The sequence below is a fragment of the Enterobacter cloacae complex sp. IR5403 genome (assembly GCF_049238705.1).
GTDB classification, from domain to species: Bacteria; Pseudomonadota; Gammaproteobacteria; order Enterobacterales; family Enterobacteriaceae; genus Enterobacter; species Enterobacter hormaechei_C.
The window spans coordinates 224,173-247,898 of sequence record NZ_JBMKHP010000001.1; the positions used below are offsets into that span (position 1 = coordinate 224,173).

A 23,726-nucleotide genomic window follows, 5' to 3' on the forward strand; every position below is an offset into this window, starting at 1 on the left:
TCAGATCAGAGTGTAGACGTCATGTTGACAGCATGGCGTCGTTCTTTTGGCACCACGTTGATGTAATGTGTAACATAGGCAAAATATAATCCGGCATAATTTTCGACCAGCTCGATAAAGGCCGGGTAAATTGACATCCGGCCATCGCCGCGATCTTTAAGATAACCTGCCTCCTGCGCCGATTTGATAATGCGGTTGACGTGAATACGCGAGACGAAAAATTCTTTTGCCAGCGTGCTGGCTGAATACGCTATTATGGCACCGTGTGCTGTTTTGTTTTTAATGGCCTGCAAATAGAGATAGAGCATAATCATTCGGCCACCATCCTTATCAATAAATAAACCCACCTCCGGAAGCACTTTCCTGAATGTTAATCCGCGGAAAAGGTACTCTGCGGCGCGTCGGAAAAAGTTGTGCCTCAGAATGTCATTGTCCAGAAGATTAACATTAATGTTGAATGCAGGATAAAGAATGCTGACAGGCGTAAACGCCCCGGACATATAGCGTTTAAGCTCATCGAGTCCTTTTTCCGTCGGCGCGATTTTTGTTTTTCGGCGATCTTCAATACAGCGCCAGGTCTTAATTCGCCCGGTGGTTTTAAGTATGGTGATGATCGCGATAACGCTGTTAGGGCTGGCGATATTATAGCGGGTGCATAGCGCCTTAATCTCTGAAACTGACTCAGCCTGATTGCCAAAAACAAAACAACACATGGACAGTATTATGTTGAAGCGTGATTCCTGAAGCATCGTTTTGTAGAACAAGGGTTGTTTTTTATAAATGGCATCATTAATTCTGTAGTGTTCTGTTATAGCTTCACCAAATCGCGGGTTGTTTTTAATGACATCCCTTCGATGTAGCAAAGCCCTGGATGAGATGTGATTATCCATAGCATTTTCTCTTTTTGTCTGGGCCGATAAGATGAAGTGTCCGGTCTTCTTTTTCTGAATTTTCATTATACCTTGAGAAGTGCATATTTACTGTCGTTATATGAAAAGAAAGTAATATTTATGCCGCATATGGATGAGTCGGTTGATTAACGCAAAGATGTTCATGTGCATAACATTGATAACGGTTTATTAACCAGGCAGGGTGCGATAAAATTATTCAACGCGACAGGGAATATTGGTTTCAATTACAGGTGGGAATACTATTTGCATTCTCAGGAGCAGGTTATGTCTCAAAATTTACCTTTTATACAAGGTACGTGCTACAAGCAACGGTTTGTTATTTCAGCCTGCGGTTTCACCTTCGAAGGGTATAGCCTGCTTCTCAAGTCTCGTGGCGTAAACGCCACGCGGCTCCATTTTGTAGAGGATGAAGTTTGCTCAGGTGATGTTCAAAAAATGATGCAAAATCAACGACCTGAGATTTCTGTTTTTCCTGGTCGCGACGTCGCTGCCTTTCTTGAAAGCCTGAAGCGATTGGTATCGGTGCTGAATGCACTGCCGGTTATTTGTAGCGTGACGCTGTATGGCGCAATACCAGAGAGATGGCTTTATGCCACGTTGAGAAGTCTCGTTAATAATACCAAGTCGTTATCGATGATCAGGATAGCGAATATTTCAGATGTAATGGACTGTGCAGACAACATTTATGACGCGCATGCCGATTCGTCACGCTTATTGCGTGAAGGACCTGAGAAAGAAAGTAAGGAAAGCCTGCATGGTTTAACAAAACGCGAATTAACCGTATTGCTGAATTTTTACCGGGGCATTTCGATTAAAGAGCAGTCTGCGAGGTTAGGGTTGTCAGATAAAACCATTTATACCCATCGAAAAGTAGGGCTGGGTAAATTATATCTTATCAGAGTATGGTTTAGCGATGCGCGTGTCTTCAGGGATGAAGTCTGTACAGTAAAAAATAAAGCGCAGGGGTTTTCGGATGCGGAAATAGATATTTTGCAGGCGTTACATAAGCGAGAGATCTTTGCGGCTTACCAAATTATTACCGATGGTGATAAAAAAGGAGTAGGCTTCGAAATTCTGCTGCGCTGGCATAAAAACGGTCAGGTTCTGAAGGCAGCCCAATTTCTGGACGGGGTAAAAAATGGCGAAATCTGGCTCAAGCTGACGGCGTTAGTCATCCACGCGGCCGTATCAGGTATCAACAGATATAATGGGAAATATTATTTCTCGGTGAATATTCCGCCTCCACTGGCTACCGGGAACGCGCTGCCGGGAATGGCGAAAAAAGCCGTTGAGATGTTACTGAAGCCGCAGTGGGCCGGAAAACTTGTCTTTGAATTAGCTGAAACGATTGACGTAACAAAGGACCCAAATATTCCTGTCACTCTCCAGCGTTTACGCGCCGAGGGGTGTCGGCTGTTTCTGGATGATTGCTTTTCCAGAGATCACGCTATGTTACCTATCCGACAGATTAACGTTGATGGACTGAAGCTTGACCGCGATATAGTTGAGCACTTTGTTGCTAACGACAATGACTATAGCATTATTAAAGCGATACAGATATACAGCGACATGACGGGAAGAGAATGCGTTGCGGAAGGCGTCGATAGCGAAGAAAAATTTGAGAAACTTGTCGCGTTAGGGGTTAAACGCTTCCAGGGATATTATCTTTCCCGGGCGGTTAAAGAAGAAGAACTGGATAGAATGGTACGTCTATTTAGTTAATGGCTTCACTGTGCTGGTGGTACGACAGACTTAACTCTTCGACCACCAGCAAAAACAGTCACTCACCAGCGCAATAATTTGTTATCAGATATCATCGCGCGTAAAACCGACAACAATTTCAAGCGTATTTCGAATGACATCGCAGGCTTCGGGCTCCTCGGTAATTTCGAGGGCGTGAATCAGTTGCAGGATAATCTCTTTATTTGAGAGATTGTCACCGGTCAGCATAATACAGCGTATTGCCGAGCCCAACACTTCAACCTCACCACTGAGATGTTTTCCTGCATTAAGAAAATGTTCCGCCAGTCCTTTATCGTGCAGGGCTTCAAAATTATACGTCTGCTGCATAATCGCTTTACTCATGGTGGTCACCGTTTCGGTTAAAATTAGTGTTTCTTGTCTGGGGTCAGAAGCGTGTTGTGAGTAAAGAGAGATCGCATGCGACCAATGTCATAATCGCCCATCACTCTTCCCCGGTCGTGCGAGACGCCGGTTACACGCTGGCGCACTTCATCTTCAGCGGCAATCAATGCATTTTTACGTTCATCATTTGATTCAACGTTAGCCATCGCCCGCAGGCGATTAGCAAGAGACACAAAGGTAATAGGTCCGTTCTCTTTCAGTATGGATAATACGGCCTCACCGATAAGGTCATCCTTAAGTCGTTCAAATTTAGTTCTATGCATAGCTTCAATCTCACTCTGCTACACGCGGCAGGCTGTAGCATGGGGTTAGTCATCGCATTCAGGAACTCTATTCTCACTCAGCATGACTAACTTAGTAAGTTAAAAAACAGTGTTCAGGTTAACGCTCGAAGAAGAGGGCTATCAGACCGTTGTAGTGCGCTTTCTCAACGTCTGACGTTGATTCTTCAATTCTGCGCAACAGCTTTGTACAAATTGTCATTCTGCTCAGTTGTACATTTTCTTTGATGATCTCACTGACGATGGCACCAAGGGTTTCCTGCTGTGTCGGGACGTTATCCTTGTTAAAATACAAGGTGATAGCGCTTTCTGCTGTAGAGGGAGCATGGTTGCGACGCATAATTTTCCACCGTTAACAAACAATTTTGTAACATCAGTGGCATCGAATTTATACTATATGGTCAAATCTGTACATCAAAATTGTACAACTTTTTCGTATGGATCGGGCTTTTATCAGGAGAACTATCAAAATTAGGGGGGAAGAGAAGGAAAGAGGGGGAAAAGAAAAGGCCCCGGAGGGCCTGAAATTATTTGCGTCCCAGCAGAAGTCCCAGAACGATACCTACCGCACCCGCAGCGATTAAGCCCGTTAACGGGTTATTTCTGACGGCTTCAGTAACATCCGAGACGGCATCACTGGCCTGGGCAGCATATTTTTTCGCTGCACCTTTCACCTGGTGTTTAGGGGAGTCAACGAATTCACCAAACTGCTGCTGCGCAGAGCCGGATAATTCATCAAGTTTGTTTTTGGCTTTATCGCCAGCGTATTGTGCATTTTTATCAGTGTCGAAATCAGACATTCCAGCCTCCTTTTGTTGATAGTCTAAGGATAGACGCTGATTTCAGGCGTGAGAGAGATTTCGCTGAAATCGACGCCTGATTGCCCCTTTTTAGGATATGTCTTTCTTACATGGCCACCCTAACGTCCTAAGGATGTCGTTGACCAATATTTCCCTCGCCATCTCTCTACGCAGCACCAGGAGATTATTTTTGTCGTGCGTGAGCGGGAAAGGTAACGTAATAGCCAAGGGATGCAGCAAGGCACAGCATATAGCCGAACGATTCCGAACCTTCCTCCACGGCGTTTTTCACGACACGCATATAGCCATGCTCCAGGATGGCGTGCCACAGCACCTGCATCCCAAAGAGGCGGGAGAAGACCAGTACAGCCAGCAGGCCGCTCAACAGAATACCGTACCAGGGGGATTGGGTATATTTTGCCAGCTGTTCCAGGGTAGCGCGAAAATGCATAACGGGGCGAATTAGCGCCAGCAGAGCGGTAATCAGCGCGAACCACACCCAACTCCCATGAGAAATGAGATCAAAAAGCGCGTCCAGTTCACGAATTAGCATTGTCAGGAAAAATCCGCCCACCAGAATATTACAGTAACGCATGGATTCGTCCATTTTCGCCAGACGAAAATGGAGAAAGACAATAGTCGCTAATACCGTTTCCTGCATAATTTCGGTCAGTGATAATTCCGGAATATCATGGCCGACAAACCGCATATCAACCCAAAGACAAAGTACAATAAGTGCGCAAGCGGCCGCCGCGCCAACGAAGAATAAAAAGCTCTTTAGTACAATCATTAACACCACCATTTTGTTTGTAGCGAGTATGTTAGGTGACGAGAATGTTATTTCTGTTCACATTGTGCCATATAAGTGCGGATTTTTAACATTTCGAGCTAAATAGGGTTGGTCACGACGAGACGAAAGCGTAAATATCGTCAACAACGTCTGTGCTGTTTAGGCGGGGCGATGTCATTGCGGAGGGTGCCATCAGGCAACGTGATGTCAGGGTATTGAGGGACCAGCGAGAGGTGGAAAACACAGCTGCGGAACTATCTTGTCGATGTTTTCTTAAGAACGTACTTTGATTGAGAAAGCGTTCAGTTCCACAAAAAATGCTGTTTCTCCACCCTGGGAATTATTTTTCTTCTGTGTACTCACCTTTTGATTTCAGTTTATCTCTAACCAGGTTGGCGCAACTGGTTGCATTCTGTAAACTCAGGTCGTTTACAATAGAAGATCGAGATTTTAAAACTTCGTTGTAAGCTTCTTTAACTTTCGGACTGACTGTTGCAGCAAAACTATCTGGTGGGAAGTTACCCAAAGGTTCTTTGTCACCGCTTAAGGCCTTAGCACAAGCATTATTAATTTGGTCATCAATGCTTAATTGATTAGCGATAGCTGATAACGAAAAAGATAAAACCAAAGAGGCGAGAACAATTCTTTTCATACTTAGTCATTCCTTAATGATGAAGCGTTGTGATCCGAATTCAATATGTAAAACCCAATTGTGATAGTAATATTTATCAGAGTGTATAAAAATTCTTTTGGATAAACCGGATCAGGACCAGTTTCAGCAATGTTTTCTGTCCGAACATGCTGCACCCGACTTATTTTGTTTACTACAGGCTACATGTTATCAAAGATAAATATATCCAACAGTATTAGTCTATTCTTTTTCGTATTCTTATGATACCTACGTTCTTTAGTGGGGGTTAGTGTGATTGCACAAGTCTTTTAAAGTAGGATTTTTAAGAAAGAATGATGATGTATGACTTCATCTGTACCACACTTGCATTACACTCAATAACAAGAACAACCAACACGTTAATTTTAAAGGGACAGTGCATGGCTGCAATGGATTTATCCAAAATGGGCAATGCCAAAGTGGTGCTGAATACCAGTGATTGCAATCATATAGTTATAGAAAAGTGGCCTGTCAGCGATGTTGAGTGGGCCTTTTATCTCTACGCGGCAACAGAGCTTAATCAGGCAGGAATTGCTATGCCAACGCTTTTGTCTGCTGATGCCACCTTACGCCAGTTAAGACTGGAGTATATTCCTTATAAGGTTAATCAGACCGCTGTGGCAAACGATTATGCCATAGCTATGCTGGGGCGCCTGCATCGCTATCCGGCAAATTCTGAATGGCTCTATCATACGCATACGTGGACAGAAACAGCGCTTGAAAACGCTCTCATGCTTTTGGCATTACCTGAAAAAAATGCCCGGCAGCTTCGACGATTTCAGCAGAATAGTAATGCGTTATTCGCCTGCCAAAGCCTGGTTTCAGGCGACAGCAATGCAGGCAACTGGGGAAGAAGAGAAAGCGGTAATTTAGTTCTTTTTGACTGGGAAAGGTTTGGCAAAGGGAGTCCTGCTATTGACCTGGCTCCCCTCATAAGGGGAATGGGGACAAAACAAGAATTTATAGACCTTGCAGGACGCTATTGCCAGCTATCCTCCCATCAAAATATCAGGGAGCTGGCCAGAGAAATTGCTATTGTCAAAGCCTGGATTGTCACGGAAGTGATTGTCCTGCTTCATATGCGGCAAAAGAGTGCATTTCCCTTGTATCTCAACTGGTATAGAGAACATCTTCCCGACTGGTTAGACAACGTGGAAAAAATGTTATGAAGCATGAATTCTAAAAATTCTGCTTTTTATAGCAATACCTATTTTTCGCTTCTGACGCACCTGATTACCCACTTCTGATATATCAGCGAGTCACTAATATTAACTCGCTGATTTTCACATTACCTACGGTTCTACTTAAAACCCACAATAAACTTCGTGTTTACATAAAATCGTATTAACAGATACAATACCCCCCTATAGTATCAGGAGGGCGTATGCCGCATTCACCCGAAGATAAAAAACGTATTCTGACCCGCGTCCGCCGCATTCGGGGCCAGGTTGATGCCCTTGAACGCGCCCTGGAATCGGGCGATCCCTGTCTCGCCATTTTGCAGCAAATTGCCGCCGTGCGCGGCGCTGCCAATGGCCTGATGGGGGAAATGGTTGAAATTCACCTCAAAGATGAGCTGGTGACGGGGGAGACCACCCCGGATCAGCGGGCTGTGCGGATGGCGGAAGTCGGCCATTTGCTGCGCTCTTATCTAAAATAAACCCACACACCTCACAACAAGGGAAAGACATCATGAAATCTCGCGCAGCTGTCGCGTTCGGCCCAGGCCAGCCGCTGAAAATCGTTGAAATTGATGTTGCTCCGCCGAAGAAAGGCGAAGTGCTGATCAAAATTACCCACACCGGCGTCTGCCATACCGATGCGTTTACCCTGTCCGGTGACGATCCGGAAGGCGTATTCCCGGCGGTGCTCGGCCACGAAGGGGGCGGTGTGGTGGTGGAAGTGGGTGAAGGCGTCACCAGCCTGAAGCCCGGCGACCATGTGATCCCGCTCTACACCGCAGAGTGCGGCGAGTGTAAGTTCTGCAAATCCGGCAAAACTAACCTTTGTCAGGCCGTGCGCGCCACGCAGGGCAAAGGTCTTATGCCGGACGGCACCACCCGTTTCTCCTATAACGGCGAGCCCATTTATCACTACATGGGGACCAGCACCTTCAGCGAATACACGGTGTGCGCCGAGATCTCCCTGGCGAAAGTGAATCCGCAGGCCCCGCTGGATAAAGTCTGTCTGCTCGGCTGCGGTGTCACCACCGGCATCGGCGCGGTGCATAACACGGCGAAAGTGAAAGAGGGTGACACCGTGGCGGTGTTCGGCCTGGGCGGGATCGGTCTGGCGGTCATCCAGGGCGCGGTACAGGCGAAAGCTGGCCGTATCATTGCTGTGGATACCAACCCGGAAAAATTTAAGCTCGCAGGTGAGATGGGCGCGACCGATTTCATCAACCCGAAAGACTACGACAAACCGGTTCAGGAGGTGATCGTTGAGCTGACCGACGGCGGCGTGGACTTCAGCTTCGAATGTATCGGCAACGTCGATGTGATGCGCTCAGCGCTGGAGTGCTGCCACAAAGGCTGGGGCGAGAGCATTATTATCGGTGTGGCTGGCGCGGGTCAGGAGATCAAAACCCGTCCCTTCCAGCTGGTGACAGGGCGCGTATGGCGCGGGTCGGCATTTGGCGGCGTGAAAGGCCGTACTCAGCTGCCGGGCATGGTTGAAGATGCGATGGTCGGTAAAATTCAGCTTGACCCGTTCATTACGCACCGCCTGCCGCTGGAGCAGATCAACGAAGCCTTCGATCTGATGCACGAAGGAAAATCTATTCGTACCGTTATCCATTTCGGCGACAACTGATTATTCTGCCAGCGGTTTTTTCCGCTGGCGTTTCTTCCCTGATCTTCTCTAAAGTGTGACCTGTCCGGCGCTTTTAGACGTAATCTAATTCCCTGGCGTGCCGATGACTCTTTTACAGGCGTGTTTTTACGCATCTTACCTATAAGAGAGTCGACGGTCATGGACAACACAACATCGATGCAGGCGCAGTATAAGCTGAGTTTCTTGCATCACATCCGGCTGGTTCCGCTGTTTTCCTCCATTCTCGGTGGCATTATTCTCCTGTTTGCTTTGAGCTCGGGTCTGGCAGGCTATTTCCTGCTCCAGGCCGATAACGATCAGCAGGATGTCACGGCAGAAATCCAGGTGCGCACCGGTCTGTCAAACAGTTCCAACCATTTACGCACCGCCCGTATCAACATGATCCACGCGGGGGCGGCGAGCCGTATCGCGGAGATGGAGGCGATGAAACAAAACATCGCTGAGGCTGAGACCCGCATCAGGCAGTCGCAGGATGGATTTGCCGCCTATATGAAGCGCACCGTTCGCACCCCGGCTGATGAAGCGCTGGACGGCGATCTGAAAGCCCGCTATGACGCCTACATCGCCGGTATGCAGCCGATGCTGAAATATGCCAAAAACGGCATGTTTGAAGCCATTATTAACCACGAAAATGAGACCGCGCGTCCGCTGGACGATGCCTATAACGCGGTGCTGCTGAAGGCGATAAAAATCCGCACTGAACGCGCCAACGCGCTGACGGCGCAGGCTCACACCCGCACCCGGCTGGGGCTGATGTTTATGTTCGGCGCGTTTGGCCTGGCGCTGGCGCTGGCGGTGATCACCTTCGTGGTGCTGCGCCGTACGGTGATAAACCCGCTCCAGCGAGCCGCTACGCGTATCGAAAATATCGCAAAAGGCGATTTGACCATGCCGGACGAACCGACCGGGCGCAGCGAAATTGGCCGCCTGACGCGCGATCTGCAAACGATGCAGCACGCGCTGGTGACCACCGTGGGCACCGTGCGGCAAGGGGCGGAGGAGATCTACCGCGGAACCAGCGAGATTTCTGCGGGTAACACCGATCTCTCTTCCCGTACCGAGCAGCAGGCGGCGGCGATTGAACAGACGGCGGCCAGCATGGAGCAGCTTACCGCGACGGTGAAACAGAACGCCGATAACGCGCATCATGCGAGTAAACTGGCAGAAGATGCCTCCGGTAAGGCCAGCCGCGGAGGGCAGATGGTCTCCGGCGTGGTGAAAACCATGGGTAATATTTCCACCAGTTCGAAGAAGATCTCTGAAATCACCGCCGTGATTAACAGCATTGCGTTCCAGACCAATATTCTGGCGCTCAACGCGGCGGTCGAGGCGGCGCGTGCGGGTGAACAGGGACGCGGCTTTGCGGTCGTGGCGAGTGAAGTCCGCACCCTGGCAAGCCGCAGCGCGAATGCGGCGAAAGAGATTGAAAGCCTGATTAATGAATCTGTGTCGCTTATCGATCAGGGTTCCGGGGAAGTGGTTGCGGCGGGCAATACCATGAATGAGATTGTCGAGGCGGTTAAACGCGTCACCGATATTATGCTGGAGATTGCCGCGGCGTCCGATGAGCAGAGCCGCGGCATTGTGCAGGTAAGCCAGGCGATTTCCGAGATGGATAAGGTGACGCAGCAGAATGCCTCGCTGGTGGAAGAAGCTTCTGCGGCGGCGGCCTCGCTGGAAGAGCAGGGCGCACGTCTGACGGAAGCCGTTGGCGCGTTTCGTCTCAACGGGGCGCGCGCAGGACGTACTACAGCCGCTGCAACCGCAGCGAAACCCGCGCCTTTAACCCCGGCGGCGGCCGTCTCAGGTGATAACTGGGAAACGTTCTGAGTAAGACAGACCCGCCCTCGCGGCGGGTTCTGCGTTTAGGGTCAGAGAGGCATTGATTTACGAATGGCGCTTAACAGCGTTTGGGCGCCTTCAGAGAGCGGGGCATCTACCCGCGTCAGGATCCCAATCGGTTCTCCCGCGCCGGGCGATGTTACCGGCAGCGCCGTAAGCACGCCGCGTCGCAGATCGTCCTTCACCGCGCCGGACGGCACAAACCATACGTAGTCATAGTCCACCGTAAGCTGGCGCGACAGCGACGCCGAGAGCGTTTCAATACACCCGGAAGGCAGCGTGCAGCCCTGCATTTGCAGCAACGCTTCCGCATTCTGACGCGGAACGGTTCCTTTTGGTGAGACCACCACCGGCCACTCCATCACGCGGCTCAGGGTTACGGTGTCCTGCAACAGGGGATGATTCGGACGCACCACCAGCTTCAGCGATTCCAGGAACAGCAGCTCGTAGTTAAGGCCGCTCATCAGTTCCGGATCGGACATCCGTCCAATGCCCAGATCCAGCTCGCCTGACTTCAGGCCCGCCAGCAGCATGGTATTATTCATGGTCGCGACCTGAAGCGTGGCGTGCTTTTGCTGACGGTGGAACTGGCCGATCGCCGCAGGCAGTATGCCCAGCGCCGCCGTTGGCAGCGCGCCCACGCGCACGATATCGCTGGCCGGTTCCTCTTTACGGTTTAACGCCTGACCGGCGGTATTGAGGGCATCGAGAACTTTAACGGCATGCGTCAGGAACTGTTCGCCCACGAGCGTAAGCTGTGCCCCCAGACGGCCGCGATCGAACAGGCGGGTCCCGGTAAGCTGTTCCAGTTCGTTCAGCGTTTTGGATAGTGCAGGCTGACTGAGGTTAAGGGTTTCAGCCGCTCGCCCCAGCGTTCCCTGTTGAGCGACGGCCACAAAAGTATGCAAATGGCGCAAGCGTATGCGCTGACTGAACAGACCATTTTTTTCCATAGGCGATGTTAAAAACAGAGCGACGCGGGTGACAAGTTAAGATGTTTGAATTTGATAACCTGATAGCAAAATATTTTTAACATTTGATCTGTTTGAGTTACAACCGTTTTTCGAAAATGCCCACGCTTTGACCACTCGTCTGCCTGGATCACAATTCGTAAATTCTTCCCAACGAAAGGAACGGGCTTCTCTACACTCCAGGTAGTATTCACTGGAGGCATGACATCATGGCGAACACCATCACGGCTGATGATATTCGGGAACACTTTTCGCAGGCTATGTCGGCGATGTACCAGCAGGAAGTTCCGCAGTACGGCACCTTGCTGGAACTGGTGGCGGACGTTAACCTGGCGGTTCTGGAAAATAACCCACTTTTACATGAACAACTGGCAAACGCAGACGAACTGGCGCGCCTGAATGTTGAACGTCACGGTGCGATCCGCGTGGGCACCGCGCAGGAGCTTTCCATCCTGCGCCGGATCTTCGCCATTATGGGCATGTACCCGGTCAGCTATTACGATCTCTCCCAGGCGGGCGTGCCCGTCCACTCGACGGCGTTTCGTCCGACAGACGATGCGGCGCTCTGCCGTAATCCGTTTCGCATTTTTACCTCGCTGCTGCGCCTGGAGCTGATTGAAAACGTTGCGCTGCGCGAAAGGGCGGCGGAGATCCTCTCCCGGCGCAACATCTTTACCCCGCGCTGCCTGGAACTGATCGACCTGCATGATGCTCAGGGACACTTTACCGAGACACAGGCGCGCGAATTTGTGCAGGAAGCCCTGGAAACCTTCCGCTGGCATCGCCATGCGACGGTCGATCAGGAAACCTATCTGGCGCTGAGCAACGAACATCGCCTGATTGCCGACGTGGTCTGTTTCCCGGGGTGCCACATCAACCATCTCACGCCGCGCACGCTGGATATCGACCGGGTGCAGGAGCTGATGCCGAAGTACGGCATTGAGCCGAAAATTCTGATTGAAGGCCCGCCGCGCCGCGAGGTGCCGATCCTCCTGCGCCAGACCAGCTTTAAGGCGCTGGAGGAGCCGGTGCTTTTCGCGGGAGAACACAAGGGCACCCATACCGCGCGTTTCGGTGAGATTGAGCAGCGCGGCGTGGCCCTTACGCCGAAAGGACGCGAGCTGTACGACAGCCTGTTAAACCAGGCCGGGACCGGCAAAGACAACCTGACCCACCAGCTTCACCTGCGCGAGATCTTCAGCGCCTTCCCGGATAGCGAAATGTTCCTGCGCCGTCAGGGGCTGGCCTATTTCCGCTACCGTCTGACCCCGACAGGTGAGGCGCATCGCCACGCGTTTCGTCCCGGCGACGATCCGCAGCCGCTGATCGAACGCGGCTGGGTTGTGGCACAGCCCATCACCTACGAGGATTTTCTGCCCGTCAGCGCAGCGGGGATCTTCCAGTCGAATCTCGGCAATGAAACGCAGGCGCGCAGCCACGGCAATGCCAGCCGCAATGCCTTCGAAGCCGCGCTCGGTTGTGCGGTGTACGACGAGTTTTCGCTTTACGAGGAGGCGGAAGCGCGCAGCAAACAGCGTTGCGGTTTGCTCTGAAACCGTTACTCTGCAAGGGTGTGATGGAAAAAGAAGGTTGGTATGGAAAATCCCTCCGCCCCTGTAATTGAAACGCGCCAGGGCGCATTGATTGGTTTTACTGAAGGCGATACTCATGTGTGGTGCGGCATTCCCTATGCGGCACCGCCCGTAGGCCAGTGGCGGTGGCGCTCCCCGCGTCCCCCCGCGCGCTGGGATGGCGTGCGTCCGGCGACGGCGTTCTCCGCCTCCAGCTGGCAGAGCAGCGAAAGCTGTCAGGAGCTGGGCGGCGGCGATCCCGGCCAGTTCTCTGAAGACTGCCTGTACCTTAACGTCTGGTCGCCAGTGGCTCGCGCCGATCCGCTTCCGGTGATGGTCTGGCTGCACGGCGGAGGATTTACCCTCGGCGCTGGCGGGCTGCCTCCGTATAACGGCAGGGCGCTGGCGAAGCGCGGCACGGTGGTGGTGACGATCAATTACCGTCTCGGACACCTCGGCTTTTTTGCCCATCCGGCGCTGGAGGGGGAAGAAGAGCGCGTGGTGCATAACTTTGCGCTGCTCGATCAGATCAAGGCCCTGGAATGGGTGCGCGATAACATCGCCGCATTCGGCGGCGATCCTGAGAACATCACCGTCTTTGGCGAGTCGGCCGGTGCGCGCAGCGTGCTCTCGTTGATGGCTTCCCCGCTTGCGGGAGGACTGTTCCATAAAGCCATTGTGCAAAGCGGGTACACACTGCCCGACACCCCGCGCGAGCAGGCCATGCATAAAGGCGAAGCGATTGCCGCCCATTTCGGCCTGCACAATGCCACCGCGGAACAGCTTCGCGCGATCCCGCCTGAGGCGTTCTGGCCGCTGACCTCACCGCTGAATATCGCTCCTGCGCCCATCGTGGGTGACTGCGTTTTGCCTGAGGCCATGCTCGACGTCTTTTTCGCGGCCCGTCAGCATCCTGTACCGGTGATGATTGGGTCAAACAGCGACGAAGCCAGCGTGATGTCGGTATTCGGGGTCGATCTTGCCGGGCAGATCCAGAAGCTTCGCCGTGAACGGCGCTTTGGCCTGGGGCTGATTAAGCTGCTTTATCCCGGCGTGAAGGGCGATGAGGAACTTGGCAGGCAGGTATGCCGCGATATGGCCTTCACCACCATGGGATACGTGGTGATGCAGGCCCAGCAGCGGGCGGGAGGCCTGTGCTGGCGATACTGGTTTGATTATGTGGCCGAAGCGGAGCACGCGACGTACATCAACGGCGCCTGGCACGGCAACGAAGTGCCCTACGTGTTCGATACCCTTGGACAGGTGGAACCCTCGCGGCAGTATGTGAATGAACGCGATCTGGCCTTCGCCGCTCAGGTGGCGGACTACTGGGTGAGCTTCGCCCGGGATGCGGGGGCACGCGATAGCCTGGCAGGGCCCACGCGCTGGCCCGCCTGCCGGAAAGGGCGGGACGTGCTGTTACGTATTGGTGTGAATAAACATGCAGGTTTTCGGCTTGAAAACCGCTTCATGCGTGCCCGTATGAGCCTCTTCAAACGGGTGATGAAACACCACGTCAGCCTCGACTGAGCAGACAGGCGCGAAACGCATCCAGCCCGTTCTCCGGGCCGGGTGCGTCGCGTAATACCAGCCGGTAGCTCGCCCCCGTCTTTATGCTCGTGTCAAAAGGCCGCATCAGCCGTCCGGCGCGCACATCCTCCTCCACCAGTGTTTCATCCGCGATGGCGATGCCCAGCCCCTGAATGGCGGCGGTAATGGCCAGATCCATGGTTTCGAAGTGTTGATTTTTGAGCATAGCTGGCGGCGGACCCGGCTGTTTCGCCAGCCACAGCGTCCAGTCCGTTTTGTCCCGCGTGGGGTGAAGGAAGGTGAGTGTTTCCAGCGCAGAACCGGCCCGCAGCGGGCTCATCACTGGAGTTAAGGCCTCTTCGAACAGCAGATCGCCGGCGCTTATGTGCGTCCCAAACACAATCGCCGCGTCACAGGATTCGGTTTTGAAATTGACGTTATGATCGGTGGTGGTGGTCAGCGCAATCTGGAGTTCCGGCTGTTCGCGCTCCACCTGTAGCAGACGCGGCACCAGCCAGCGCATCGCGCAGGTAGGCGCTTTCAGACGAATAACGGTCTGGTGCGTTCGCGCCTGTTCAGCAACGTTCAGCAGGTGCTCGAACGCAGATTGCAGCTCCGGCAGCAGGGCGCTTCCCTGTGAGGAGAGGCGCAGGCCGCGCGCATGGCGCTCGAACAGCGGGAAGCCGAACCAGCTTTCCAGCGAGGCAATTTTGCGGCTTACCGCCCCCTGCGTCAGACAAAGCTCCTTCGCGGCATGGGTAAGATTCAGGTGACGCGCTGTCACGATGAACGTCTCTACGGCATTGAGCGGAAATGAACGACGCGACATATCTCACCTTAGCTATGCGTTTTTGTCATGGCTATTATGACAACAATTCGATTGTCCCGGCAATGAAGTTGTTGTTTGAATAGTTATGCATTCACCACGAGAAGGGACAGAGGATGACTTTGAAAACGCCGGTGCAGACACGATCCAAATTGCCCGATGTGGGAACCACCATTTTTACCGTTATCGGCCAGCTTTCAGCCCGGCATAACGCCATCAACCTTTCTCAGGGTGCGCCGAATTTTTCCTGCGACCCAAAACTTATCTCCGGCGTGACCCGCGCCATGGAGGCAGGGCATAACCAGTACGCCTCCATGACCGGGCTGCAACCGCTCAGAGAGCGCATTGCGGACAAAATTGCCACGCTCTATGGCACGCGCTATGACCCGGCGAGTGAGGTGCTGGTGACCGCCAGCGCCAGCGAAGGGCTTTACTCAGCCATCAGCGGGCTGGTTCATCCTGGTGATGAGGTGATCTATTTCGAGCCCTCCTTTGACAGCTATGCGCCGATTGTGCGTCTGCAAGGGGCGACGCCGATCGCCATTAAGCTGACGGTACCGGATTTTGCCGTGAACTGGGATGAAGTTCGGGCGGCTATTACCCCGCGCACGCGGATGATCATCGTCAATACGCCGCACAACCCGAGCGGACAGGTGTTTTCAGCCGCCGATCTGCACCAGCTGGCAGCGCTGACGCGCCACACCGACATCATCATTTTGTCTGACGAAGTGTACGAGCACGTCGTTTTTGATGGCGAACCGCACCACGGAATGGCGACGCACCCGCAGCTGGCGGAGCGCAGCGTGATTATTTCTTCTTTCGGAAAAACCTATCACGTCACCGGCTGGCGCGTGGGTTATTGTGTGGCACCCGCAGAGCTGATGGATGAGATATGTAAGGTCCATCAATTTTTAATGTTCTCTGCCGATACACCGATGCAGTACGCGTTTGCCGAACACATGACCGATCCGCAAACCTGGCTGTCGCTCGCGGCGTTTTATCAGCGCAAGCGCGATCTGTTGCAAAGTTTGCTCGCCGACTCACCGTTCAGGCTGCTACCCAGTGCCGGTTCGTTCTTTCTGCTGGCAGATTACAGCGGCTTTAGCAACGAGCGCGACAGCGAGCTGGTGAAAAGGCTGATTGTCGAGTTCGGGGTTGCCACTATTCCGCTGTCGGCGTTTTATGCCGATGGCACGGACAATAAACTGATCCGTCTCTCTTTTGCGAAGGATGAGGCGACGTTACGGGCAGGTGCCCAGGCCCTTTGTCGGGTTACACCACGTTAAGGAATTTGAGATGAAATTACGCGCGTTAGTTGTCGGCATGGGACTGCTGTGTTCATTCTCGTCGTTTGCCGCTACCGAGTTGCGATACGGGCTGGAAGCGGAATATCCGCCGTTTGAAAGCCGCAATGCGTCAGGCGAGCTGGAAGGGTTTGACGTAGAGCTGGGGAATGCCATCTGTAAAGCCGCCGCGCTGAAGTGCAGCTGGGTTGAAACCTCGTTTGATGCGCTGATCCCCGGTCTGGTAGCGAAGAAGTTCGACGCCATAAACTCGGCGATGAACATCACCGAACAGCGTCGCAAGAGCATTGATTTCACCCAGCCCATCTATCGCATTCCCTCCCAGCTGGTGGGCAAAGCCGGTTCTGCGGTAGAGGCTACCCCCGAGGGGCTGAAGGGCAAAACCATCGGCGTTCTCCAGGGTTCCATTCAGGAAACTTACGCCAAAGAGCACTGGGAAAAGCACGGTGTCACCGTGGTGTCTTATAAAGATCAGAATATGGCCTGGGGGGATTTGCTGAATGGCCGCATCGATGCCTCGCTGGTGATGTCAGCGGCCGGGCAGGCAGGTTTCCTCAGTAAGCCGCAGGGTAAAGGGTTTGGCTTTATCGGCAAACCGGTGTCGGACGACACCATCCTCGGCAGTGGGATCGGCTTTGGGCTGCGTAAGGGGGATGAGGCCACCAAAAAGCAGCTTGATGCCGCAATTGATAAAGTACGTGCCGACGGCACGATCGCTAAACTGGCTGATAAGTACTTCCCGGGTATCGATGTCAGCGTAAAATAACCGCCTCGTTGGTCCCGGCTGTTGATGTCCAGCCGGGACACTTTTATACATAACTTTACCCCTTTTTCAGGCCGTTCTGGTCGACAGAAAATATTTCTCGGTTTGTTCAGATAATCACCCGCCAACAATTGGATTCTTAACCGTTTTTGTTTAGGCTGTGCGTTCTTTCTTGCCGTCATTTCGCTGCGCGCGAAACTCATTCACACGACCATAAGGACGTTTTCTCAGGCATGAATCGCAGACGTTTTCTCAAAGGTTCCCTGGCAATGGCTGCCCTGAGCGGCACTTCTGGCCTTGCTTCTCTGTTTTCCCAGGCGGCGTATGCTGCTGACTCCGACATTGCCGACGGTCAGAGCCGTCGCTTTGACTTCTCTGTTCTGCAATCCATGGCGCATGATCTGGCGAAAACCCCGTGGGGCGGTGCGCCGCGTCCGCTGCCGGAAACGCTGGCCACCATGACGCCGCAGGCCTACAACGCCATCCGTTACGATGAGAAGCAGTCGCTGTGGAATAACATTGAAGGCCGTCAGCTGGACGCCCAGTTCTTCCATATGGGGATGGGGTTCCGCCGCCGCGTGCGCATGTTCTCGCTGGATCAAACCACCTCTCAGGCGCGTGAGATCCACTTCCGGCCTGAGCTGTTCAGCTACGGCGATACGGGCGTGGATACCCGCCAGCTTGAAGGGCAGAGCGACCTCGGCTTCGCCGGATTCCGCGTCTTTAAAGCGCCGGAGCTTGCGCGACGCGATATCGTTTCGTTCCTGGGCGCGAGCTACTTCCGCGCGGTGGATGATACCTACCAGTACGGCCTCTCCGCGCGTGGGCTGGCGGTGGATACCTTTACCGACACCCCGGAAGAGTTCCCGGATTTCACCTCCTTCTGGTTTGAAACCGTGAAGCCGGGTGATACCACCTTTACCGTCTATGCGCTGCTGGACAGCCCGAGCATTACCGGTGCCTATAAGTTTGTGATCCACTGTGAGAAGAGCCAGGTGATCATGGACGTCGAAAACCATCTCTATGCGCGCAAAGACATCAAGCAGCTCGGCATCGCGCCAATGACCAGCATGTTTAGCTGCGGCAACAACGAACGCCGCATGTGCGACACCATTCATCCGCAGATCCACGATTCAGACCGCCTGGCGATGTGGCGCGGTAACGGGGAGTGGATCTGCCGACCGCTGAACAACCCGCAAAAGCTGCAATTTAACGCCTACCTGGATAAAAACCCGAAAGGCTTTGGTTTGTTGCAGCTTGACCGTGACTTCTCCCATTACCAGGACGTCATGGGCTGGTATAACAAGCGACCAAGCCTGTGGGTCGAGCCGCGCAACAACTGGGGGAAAGGTTCCATTGCTCTGATGGAGATCCCGACAACCGGCGAGACGCTCGATAACGTGGTCTGCTTCTGGCAGCCAGAGAAACCGGTGCAGGCGGGTGATGAGCTGGACTTCAAATACCGTCTCTACTGGAGCGCGCAGCCGCCGGTGCGTTCCCCGCTGGCAAATGTCTACGCCACCCGTACCGGTATGGGCGGCTTCCCGGAGGGCTGGGCGCCGGGTGAAAATTACCCGAAAGTGTGGGCCCGTCGCTTTGCCATTGACTTCGTGGGGGGCGATCTGAAGGCCGCCGCACCGAAGGGCATTGAGCCGGTGATCACCCTCTCCAGCGGTGAAGCGAAGCAGGTGGAGATCCTCTACGTCGAACCATTCGACGGGTATCGCATTCTGTTTGACTGGTATCCAACCTCTGACTCCACCGAGCCGGTGGATATGCGCCTGTTCCTGCGCTGTCAGGGCGATGCCATCAGCGAGACCTGGCTGTACCAGTACTTCCCGCCCGCGCCGGACAAACGTAACTACGTTGACGACCGGATCATGCGTTAGTCCTTATGGGTTTGTGCCGGGTGGCGACCCGGCCTGCTCCGGACGCATTTGTAGGCCGGGTAAGCGTTAGCGCCACCCGGCAATTAAGAGGCACTATGTCTTCAGAAATCATCCCCGTAACCCAGGAAATCGAGCTTCGCGCCGTCGACGAGCGCTATACCACCGATCTGCACAACCTCGTAATCAAAAACAAAACCTGGCTGCAAAGCGCCTTTGACTGGGCGCAGCATGTCGGCAGCGAAGAGGACACGCGCCGCAACGTGCAGAGCAACCAGATGCTGCACCAGCGCGGTTACGCCAAAATGTTCCTGATTTTTATGAATGACGAGCTGATAGGCGTGCTCTCCTTCAACGCGATCGAGCCTGCGAATAAGGCCGGGTATATCGGCTACTGGCTCGACGAAGCGCATCAGGGGCAGGGTATACTCTCTCAGGCGCTCCAGGCGTTTATGCGCTATTACGTTGAGCGCGGCGAGATCCGCCGCTTTGTGATCAAGTGTCGCGTGGATAACCAGAGCAGTAACCGAGTGGCGCAGCGCAACGGTTTCACGCTCGAAGGTTGTTTGCGGGAAGCGGAAATGCTCAACGGGCGTTTCGATGACGTGAACCTGTACGCCAGAATCTTCCCGCTATAGCGCCCCCAGCAGCGGCGTCCGGGTGATCCGCGTGTCGCCGTTGATCACTTTGGCTCCCCGGACGTGAATGCTTTCACCCTCCAGCGCCTCGATAACCGCATCGTCCGTTATTTCCACCTGATGCTCAATCAGGACATCGCCGCTGATACGCGCCCGTCCCTGAATGACCACCTTGTCGTCAATCAGGATCGGCCCGCCGCGTAACCACGCCTCGCCGCCTATTAATACGTGGTGTTTAATGACGCAGTTGCCTTCGACGAGAGCGTTTTCCGCGACCTGTGAACTGTACCGCACGGTCGGGATGGCATCCTCCTCCAGACCGGCCAGCAGACGGGCGTTGCCGTACACTTTGGCGCAGTCGCACACCCAGACGTTATTCAGCGCGTTGCCCTCAAGAATGGCGCGATCGAACACCTCGGCGCGGTGCTCAACAAAGGCCCAGGTCACCATGGCATCGCCGTAGATTTGCGCCTGATGCACAATACGCGACTGGCTGACCGTGGCTCGGTCATAAATTTGCAGGATCTGCTCACGGTCGGGTGTCAGCCCTTTGGCTGCAATCACCAGGCTGTTATGCAGCACCCGCGCGTCACCCGCGATACGGCATTCCCCGCGAACGGTGGAGTGCTGAATGGTGACGTTGTCACTTATTATCGCCCCGTGACTCACCTCTGCGGCGTCAAGCCAGCTGTTGCCGCCAATGTGTGCGTGGTGGCTTACGATGCAGGGTTGGGTGAGGCGGGCGTTACCGGATATCCTGGCCCCGGCAAACACCACGCTGTTTTCATCGTAAACCCAGCAATCCCCGTCCTGGGCGAGCGCGTGTTCATCCTCAACCCAACCGCCTTTAGTCCCGCTGGATACATCGTTAAAATCCATCACGGCAATAATTTGTCTGAGAGGCGTTGTGCACGGCGTTGATTCGTCCTGCCAGCGCCAGAGACGCGTTTCATTGCTGAGCCGATATTTTGTCATCGTGTTATCCCTGAAAAGCCTTTCAATAAACGTAGCAAACTTTTGGTTTTTCGAAGTGCTGGCGTCCGCTCAGGAAACCCCTTAAAATGGCATTTAAAATACATTTTAAAGTTTAAAAAAAATGCATAATCAAAACCAACGCGTTCTTAACTTGCCCGCCGGGTATTTCGGTATGGTCCTCGGGACCATAGGCATGGGGTTCGCCTGGCGTTATGCCAGCACCATCTGGCCAGTGACGCGCTGGCCGGGCGAGATCCTGGTGGCGCTGGCGGTGACGATCTGGTTCCTTCTGAGCGTGGCGTTTCTTACCCGTGCGGTACGGTTTCCACATAGCGTGCTGGCCGAGATGCGGCATCCGGTAATGAGCAGTTTTGTCAGCCTGTTTCCTGCCACCACGCTGCTGGTGGCCATCGGCTTTGTGCCGTGGTATCGCCCGGTGGCGCTAGGGTTGTTTAGCGTGGGCGTGGTGATCCAGCTTGCGTATGCCGCCTGGCAAAGCGCCGGGCTGTGGCGCGGCAAGCATCCGGAAGAGGCCACGACGCCGGGACTGTATCTGCCGACGGTAGCGAACAATTTTATCAGCGCGATGGCCTGCGGTGCGCTGGGTTTCCACGATGCGGGGCTGGTGTTCCTTGGCGCCGGGGTCTTTTCCTGGCTGAGCCTGGAGCCGGTCATTTTGCAACGCCTGCGCAGCGCGGGCGAACTGCCCGCGGCGCTTCGTACCTCGCTTGGGATCCAGCTTGCGCCTGCCCTGGTAGCCTGTAGCGCCTGGTTTAGCGTCAACGGCGGTGAAGCGGACACCTTCGCCAAAATGCTTTTCGGCTATGGTCTGTTGCAACTCCTGTTTATGCTGCGTCTGATGCCGTGGTATCTGTCACAGCCGTTCAACGCGTCGTTCTGGAGCTTCTCGTTCGGGGTGTCGGCGCTGGCGACCACCGGTTTACATCTTGGGCAGAGCAGTCCGTCAGGGTTCTTTCATGCCCTCGCGGTTCCCCTGTTTATTTTCACCAACGTCATCATCGCGATGCTGCTGGTCCGTACTTTTATCTTGCTGATGCAGGGCAAACTTCTGGTGCGCGCTGATAAGGCACTGCTTATGCAATCTGAGGAAAAATAATGACTGTCGATGAAAACTACTTTACTGAGAAATATGGGCTGACCCGCACGCACTCAGAGGTGCTGCTCAGCGCGGACATTGTTAAGCCGGGTAAAACGCTCGATCTGGGTTGCGGGAATGGCCGCAACAGCCTCTACCTCGCTGCCAACGGCTATGACGTGACGGCGTGGGATAAAAACCCGATGAGCATCGATAACATCGAGCGCATTAAGGCGGCGGAAGGGATCGCGAATCTGCAAACGGCGATTAAGGATCTGAACAACCTGACCTTTGACGGCGAATATGACTTTATTCTTTCCACCGTCGTGTTGATGTTCCTCGAAGCGAAAACCATCCCTGGTCTTATCGCCAATATGCAGCGTTGCACTAAACCAGGCGGCTATAACCTTATCGTTGCCGCCATGGATACGGAGGATTATCCGTGCACCGTCGGCTTCCCGTTTGCCTTCAAAACCGGTGAACTGAGCAACTACTACGAAGGCTGGGAGCTGATCAAGTACAACGAAGAGGTGGGGGAACTCCACCGTACCGATGCCAACGGGAACCGTATCAAGCTGCGCTTCGCCACCATGCTCGCACGCAAGCCCGCTTAACGCGCCGCCAGCAGACAGAGTTGCAGGGCAGTGCGAAAGGAGGCCTCGAACGACGACAGCGGTAAAAACTCAAACTTCGAGTGGAAGTTATGGGCGCCGGTGAAGAAGTTCGGGGTGAGCAGGCCTTTGGCTGACAGGGCCGCTCCGTCCGTGCCACCGCGCATGGGGATCGGTTTTGGGGTGATGCCGAGCGACTCCATCGCCTCGAACATCAGGTCGATCGCGCGGCGGTCTTCGCCAATCGCGTTGCTGATATTGCTGTAGGTATCCTCAATGCGGTATTCCACGTTTGCCGTGGGATGCTGCGCGGCTATTTGCGCCGCCACATCGGCAATGTGCTGCTTGCGGGCGGCGAAACCATCTTTGTCAAAATCACGAATATTGGCTTTCAGTATCGCTTCGTTCTGCCCGGCCTGGATGCCGTTAAACCAGATATAACCTTCGCGCCCCTCGGTGCATTCCGGGGTTTGCTGGCGATCGAAATGGCTGATGAAATCTGTTGCCATCAGCAGCGGATTGACCAGCACCCCTTTGGCGGACATCGGGTGAGCCGTGACGCCGGTAAAGCGAATTTCAGCCGCCGCCGCGTTAAAGTTCTCGTATACAATTTCCCCCAGCTCGCAGCAGTCGATGGTCCAGGCAAAATCGACGTCGAAGCGCTTCAAATCCAGCGCTTTCGCCCCGCACAGGCCAATCTCTTCATCGGGCACAAACGCCACCACAATATCGCCATGCTTGTGTTCAGCGGTGAGGTTTTCCAGCACCGTCATGACCACGGTGACGGCCGCTTTATTATCTGCGCCTAATACGCTGGTTCCGTCGCTGAAAATAATCTCCTCATCAGGATAAGCCAGAATTTCAGGGTGCTCATTTACGCGCAGCCAAATATCTTTCTCTTTATTCAGGCAGAGATCATCCCCCGTAAACGTTAATATTTGTGGATGAATATCCGGGGATAAACCGACGTCGACGGTGTCGATATGGGTAATAAAACCAATCCGCGGCGCGCCGGGAACATTGCCTTTTTTCACGGCGGTGACGGTGGCGAACTCATCAATCACAATATCGTCTAACCCCAGCGTTTCCAGCTCCTTCGCCAGCTCCCGCGCCATGTCGTGCTGGCCCGGGGTGGAGGGCAGCGTTTTGACTTTCGGGTCGCTCTGGCTGGTGATGGCGAGATAGCGGAAAAAGCGTTGGGTTAATTGTCTGGAGAGTTCTGAGCCCATAGTGTTTCCTTCTGTATTTATTTTTCATGTGTTTGCGCCATCACTTTAATGTTAT

General features: G+C 53.8%; 24 protein-coding genes. 13 read left to right on the plus strand and 11 right to left on the minus strand.

What is annotated here, in order from left to right; genetic code table 11:
• Window positions 1–5: 5 nt before the first annotated feature.
• Window positions 6–890 carry a MarR family transcriptional regulator gene (locus ACOTW6_RS01090; RefSeq protein WP_116329832.1) on the minus strand — a complete coding sequence of 295 codons (885 nt, stop codon included), beginning with the start codon at window positions 888–890 and terminating at the stop codon, window positions 6–8.
• A gap of 285 nt (window positions 891–1,175) precedes the next feature.
• Here ACOTW6_RS01090 and ACOTW6_RS01095 point away from each other — a divergent pair, with 285 nt between their 5' ends.
• Window positions 1,176–2,633 carry an EAL domain-containing protein gene (locus ACOTW6_RS01095; protein ID WP_062932684.1) on the plus strand — a complete coding sequence of 486 codons (1,458 nt, stop codon included), beginning with the start codon at window positions 1,176–1,178 and terminating at the stop codon, window positions 2,631–2,633.
• A gap of 84 nt (window positions 2,634–2,717) precedes the next feature.
• Here ACOTW6_RS01095 and ACOTW6_RS01100 read toward each other — a convergent pair whose 3' ends face one another.
• The 6 genes from ACOTW6_RS01100 to ACOTW6_RS01125 form a co-directional block, all read right to left on the minus strand.
• The gene (locus ACOTW6_RS01100; RefSeq protein WP_044596271.1) at window positions 2,718–2,996 is read right to left on the minus strand and encodes a biofilm development regulator YmgB/AriR family protein; all 279 of its coding nucleotides are present in this window, start codon (window positions 2,994–2,996) and stop codon (window positions 2,718–2,720) included.
• Window positions 2,997–3,019: 23 nt separating this feature from the next.
• The gene (locus ACOTW6_RS01105; protein ID WP_023296588.1) at window positions 3,020–3,319 is read right to left on the minus strand and encodes a hypothetical protein; all 300 of its coding nucleotides are present in this window, start codon (window positions 3,317–3,319) and stop codon (window positions 3,020–3,022) included.
• A gap of 118 nt (window positions 3,320–3,437) precedes the next feature.
• Window positions 3,438–3,677 carry a regulatory protein YcgZ gene (gene ycgZ / locus ACOTW6_RS01110; protein ID WP_003857265.1) on the minus strand — a complete coding sequence of 80 codons (240 nt, stop codon included), beginning with the start codon at window positions 3,675–3,677 and terminating at the stop codon, window positions 3,438–3,440.
• A gap of 187 nt (window positions 3,678–3,864) precedes the next feature.
• Window positions 3,865–4,137 (minus strand): DUF883 family protein, encoded by a 273-nt coding sequence (locus ACOTW6_RS01115; protein WP_003857263.1) that lies wholly within the window; start codon window positions 4,135–4,137, stop codon window positions 3,865–3,867.
• Between the two features lie 184 nt (window positions 4,138–4,321).
• On the minus strand, window positions 4,322–4,927 hold the full coding sequence (locus ACOTW6_RS01120; protein WP_062932685.1) for a hypothetical protein: 606 nt from the start codon (window positions 4,925–4,927) through the stop codon (window positions 4,322–4,324).
• Window positions 4,928–5,267: 340 nt separating this feature from the next.
• Window positions 5,268–5,579 (minus strand): hypothetical protein, encoded by a 312-nt coding sequence (locus ACOTW6_RS01125; RefSeq protein ID WP_032648262.1) that lies wholly within the window; start codon window positions 5,577–5,579, stop codon window positions 5,268–5,270.
• Between the two features lie 398 nt (window positions 5,580–5,977).
• Here ACOTW6_RS01125 and ACOTW6_RS01130 point away from each other — a divergent pair, with 398 nt between their 5' ends.
• The 4 genes from ACOTW6_RS01130 to ACOTW6_RS01145 all read left to right on the plus strand — a co-directional run bounded on the left by ACOTW6_RS01130 (window position 5,978) and on the right by ACOTW6_RS01145 (window position 10,259).
• Window positions 5,978–6,766: a phosphotransferase family protein gene (locus ACOTW6_RS01130; protein WP_121478981.1), complete on the plus strand. Its 789-nt coding sequence runs from the start codon at window positions 5,978–5,980 to the stop codon at window positions 6,764–6,766.
• A gap of 215 nt (window positions 6,767–6,981) precedes the next feature.
• Window positions 6,982–7,257: a metal/formaldehyde-sensitive transcriptional repressor gene (locus ACOTW6_RS01135; protein WP_003857256.1), complete on the plus strand. Its 276-nt coding sequence runs from the start codon at window positions 6,982–6,984 to the stop codon at window positions 7,255–7,257.
• A gap of 32 nt (window positions 7,258–7,289) precedes the next feature.
• On the plus strand, window positions 7,290–8,408 hold the full coding sequence (locus ACOTW6_RS01140) for an S-(hydroxymethyl)glutathione dehydrogenase/class III alcohol dehydrogenase (RefSeq protein WP_003857251.1): 1,119 nt from the start codon (window positions 7,290–7,292) through the stop codon (window positions 8,406–8,408).
• A gap of 159 nt (window positions 8,409–8,567) precedes the next feature.
• Window positions 8,568–10,259, plus strand: coding sequence for a methyl-accepting chemotaxis protein (locus tag ACOTW6_RS01145; RefSeq protein ID WP_213788746.1), 1,692 nt, complete (start codon window positions 8,568–8,570; stop codon window positions 10,257–10,259).
• A 41-nt stretch (window positions 10,260–10,300) separates the two neighbouring features.
• Here ACOTW6_RS01145 and ACOTW6_RS01150 read toward each other — a convergent pair whose 3' ends face one another.
• Window positions 10,301–11,224, minus strand: a complete 924-nt coding sequence (locus tag ACOTW6_RS01150) for a LysR substrate-binding domain-containing protein (RefSeq protein ID WP_003857247.1) — start codon at window positions 11,222–11,224, stop codon at window positions 10,301–10,303.
• Between the two features lie 227 nt (window positions 11,225–11,451).
• Here ACOTW6_RS01150 and hglS point away from each other — a divergent pair, with 227 nt between their 5' ends.
• A complete protein-coding gene (hglS, locus tag ACOTW6_RS01155; protein WP_213788747.1) occupies window positions 11,452–12,795 on the plus strand; it encodes a 2-oxoadipate dioxygenase/decarboxylase HglS in 1,344 nt (447 codons plus the stop codon).
• Window positions 12,796–12,837: 42 nt separating this feature from the next.
• Window positions 12,838–14,343, plus strand: a complete 1,506-nt coding sequence (locus ACOTW6_RS01160) for a carboxylesterase/lipase family protein (protein WP_213788748.1) — start codon at window positions 12,838–12,840, stop codon at window positions 14,341–14,343.
• On the opposite strand, the gene ACOTW6_RS01165 is transcribed toward ACOTW6_RS01160, so the two are convergent.
• Window positions 14,330–15,172, minus strand: a complete 843-nt coding sequence (locus ACOTW6_RS01165; RefSeq protein ID WP_196063993.1) for a LysR family transcriptional regulator — start codon at window positions 15,170–15,172, stop codon at window positions 14,330–14,332. The genes ACOTW6_RS01160 and ACOTW6_RS01165 overlap by 14 nt on opposite strands.
• 113 nt (window positions 15,173–15,285) lie before the next feature.
• Between ACOTW6_RS01165 and ACOTW6_RS01170 the strand changes: the two genes are divergently transcribed.
• The 4 genes from ACOTW6_RS01170 to rimL all read left to right on the plus strand — a co-directional run bounded on the left by ACOTW6_RS01170 (window position 15,286) and on the right by rimL (window position 19,760).
• A complete protein-coding gene (locus ACOTW6_RS01170) occupies window positions 15,286–16,455 on the plus strand; it encodes a pyridoxal phosphate-dependent aminotransferase (protein ID WP_213788749.1) in 1,170 nt (389 codons plus the stop codon).
• Between the two features lie 10 nt (window positions 16,456–16,465).
• Complete coding sequence (locus ACOTW6_RS01175; protein WP_003857237.1) at window positions 16,466–17,239, plus strand: ABC transporter substrate-binding protein; 774 nt, start codon at window positions 16,466–16,468, stop codon at window positions 17,237–17,239.
• Window positions 17,240–17,469: 230 nt separating this feature from the next.
• Window positions 17,470–19,125: a glucan biosynthesis protein D gene (locus ACOTW6_RS01180; protein ID WP_032619695.1), complete on the plus strand. Its 1,656-nt coding sequence runs from the start codon at window positions 17,470–17,472 to the stop codon at window positions 19,123–19,125.
• Between the two features lie 95 nt (window positions 19,126–19,220).
• Window positions 19,221–19,760 carry a 50S ribosomal protein L7/L12-serine acetyltransferase gene (gene rimL, locus ACOTW6_RS01185; protein ID WP_213788750.1) on the plus strand — a complete coding sequence of 180 codons (540 nt, stop codon included), beginning with the start codon at window positions 19,221–19,223 and terminating at the stop codon, window positions 19,758–19,760.
• Here the strand turns inward: rimL and ydcK are convergent.
• The gene (ydcK, locus tag ACOTW6_RS01190) at window positions 19,755–20,735 is read right to left on the minus strand and encodes a YdcK family protein (protein WP_213788751.1); all 981 of its coding nucleotides are present in this window, start codon (window positions 20,733–20,735) and stop codon (window positions 19,755–19,757) included. The genes rimL and ydcK overlap by 6 nt on opposite strands.
• 121 nt (window positions 20,736–20,856) lie before the next feature.
• On the opposite strand from ydcK, the gene tehA reads away from it, so the two are divergent.
• Both tehA and tehB read left to right on the plus strand, forming a co-directional pair.
• The gene (gene tehA, locus ACOTW6_RS01195; protein ID WP_213788752.1) at window positions 20,857–21,852 is read left to right on the plus strand and encodes a dicarboxylate transporter/tellurite-resistance protein TehA; all 996 of its coding nucleotides are present in this window, start codon (window positions 20,857–20,859) and stop codon (window positions 21,850–21,852) included.
• Window positions 21,852–22,445 (plus strand): tellurite resistance methyltransferase TehB, encoded by a 594-nt coding sequence (gene tehB, locus ACOTW6_RS01200; RefSeq protein ID WP_023296596.1) that lies wholly within the window; start codon window positions 21,852–21,854, stop codon window positions 22,443–22,445. The genes tehA and tehB overlap by 1 nt, the downstream gene beginning before the upstream one ends.
• Here the strand turns inward: tehB and pepT are convergent.
• Complete coding sequence (gene pepT, locus ACOTW6_RS01205; protein ID WP_219241145.1) at window positions 22,442–23,671, minus strand: peptidase T; 1,230 nt, start codon at window positions 23,669–23,671, stop codon at window positions 22,442–22,444. The two genes, tehB and pepT, sit on opposite strands and share 4 nt — an antisense overlap.
• Between the last annotated feature and the right edge of the window lie 55 nt (window positions 23,672–23,726).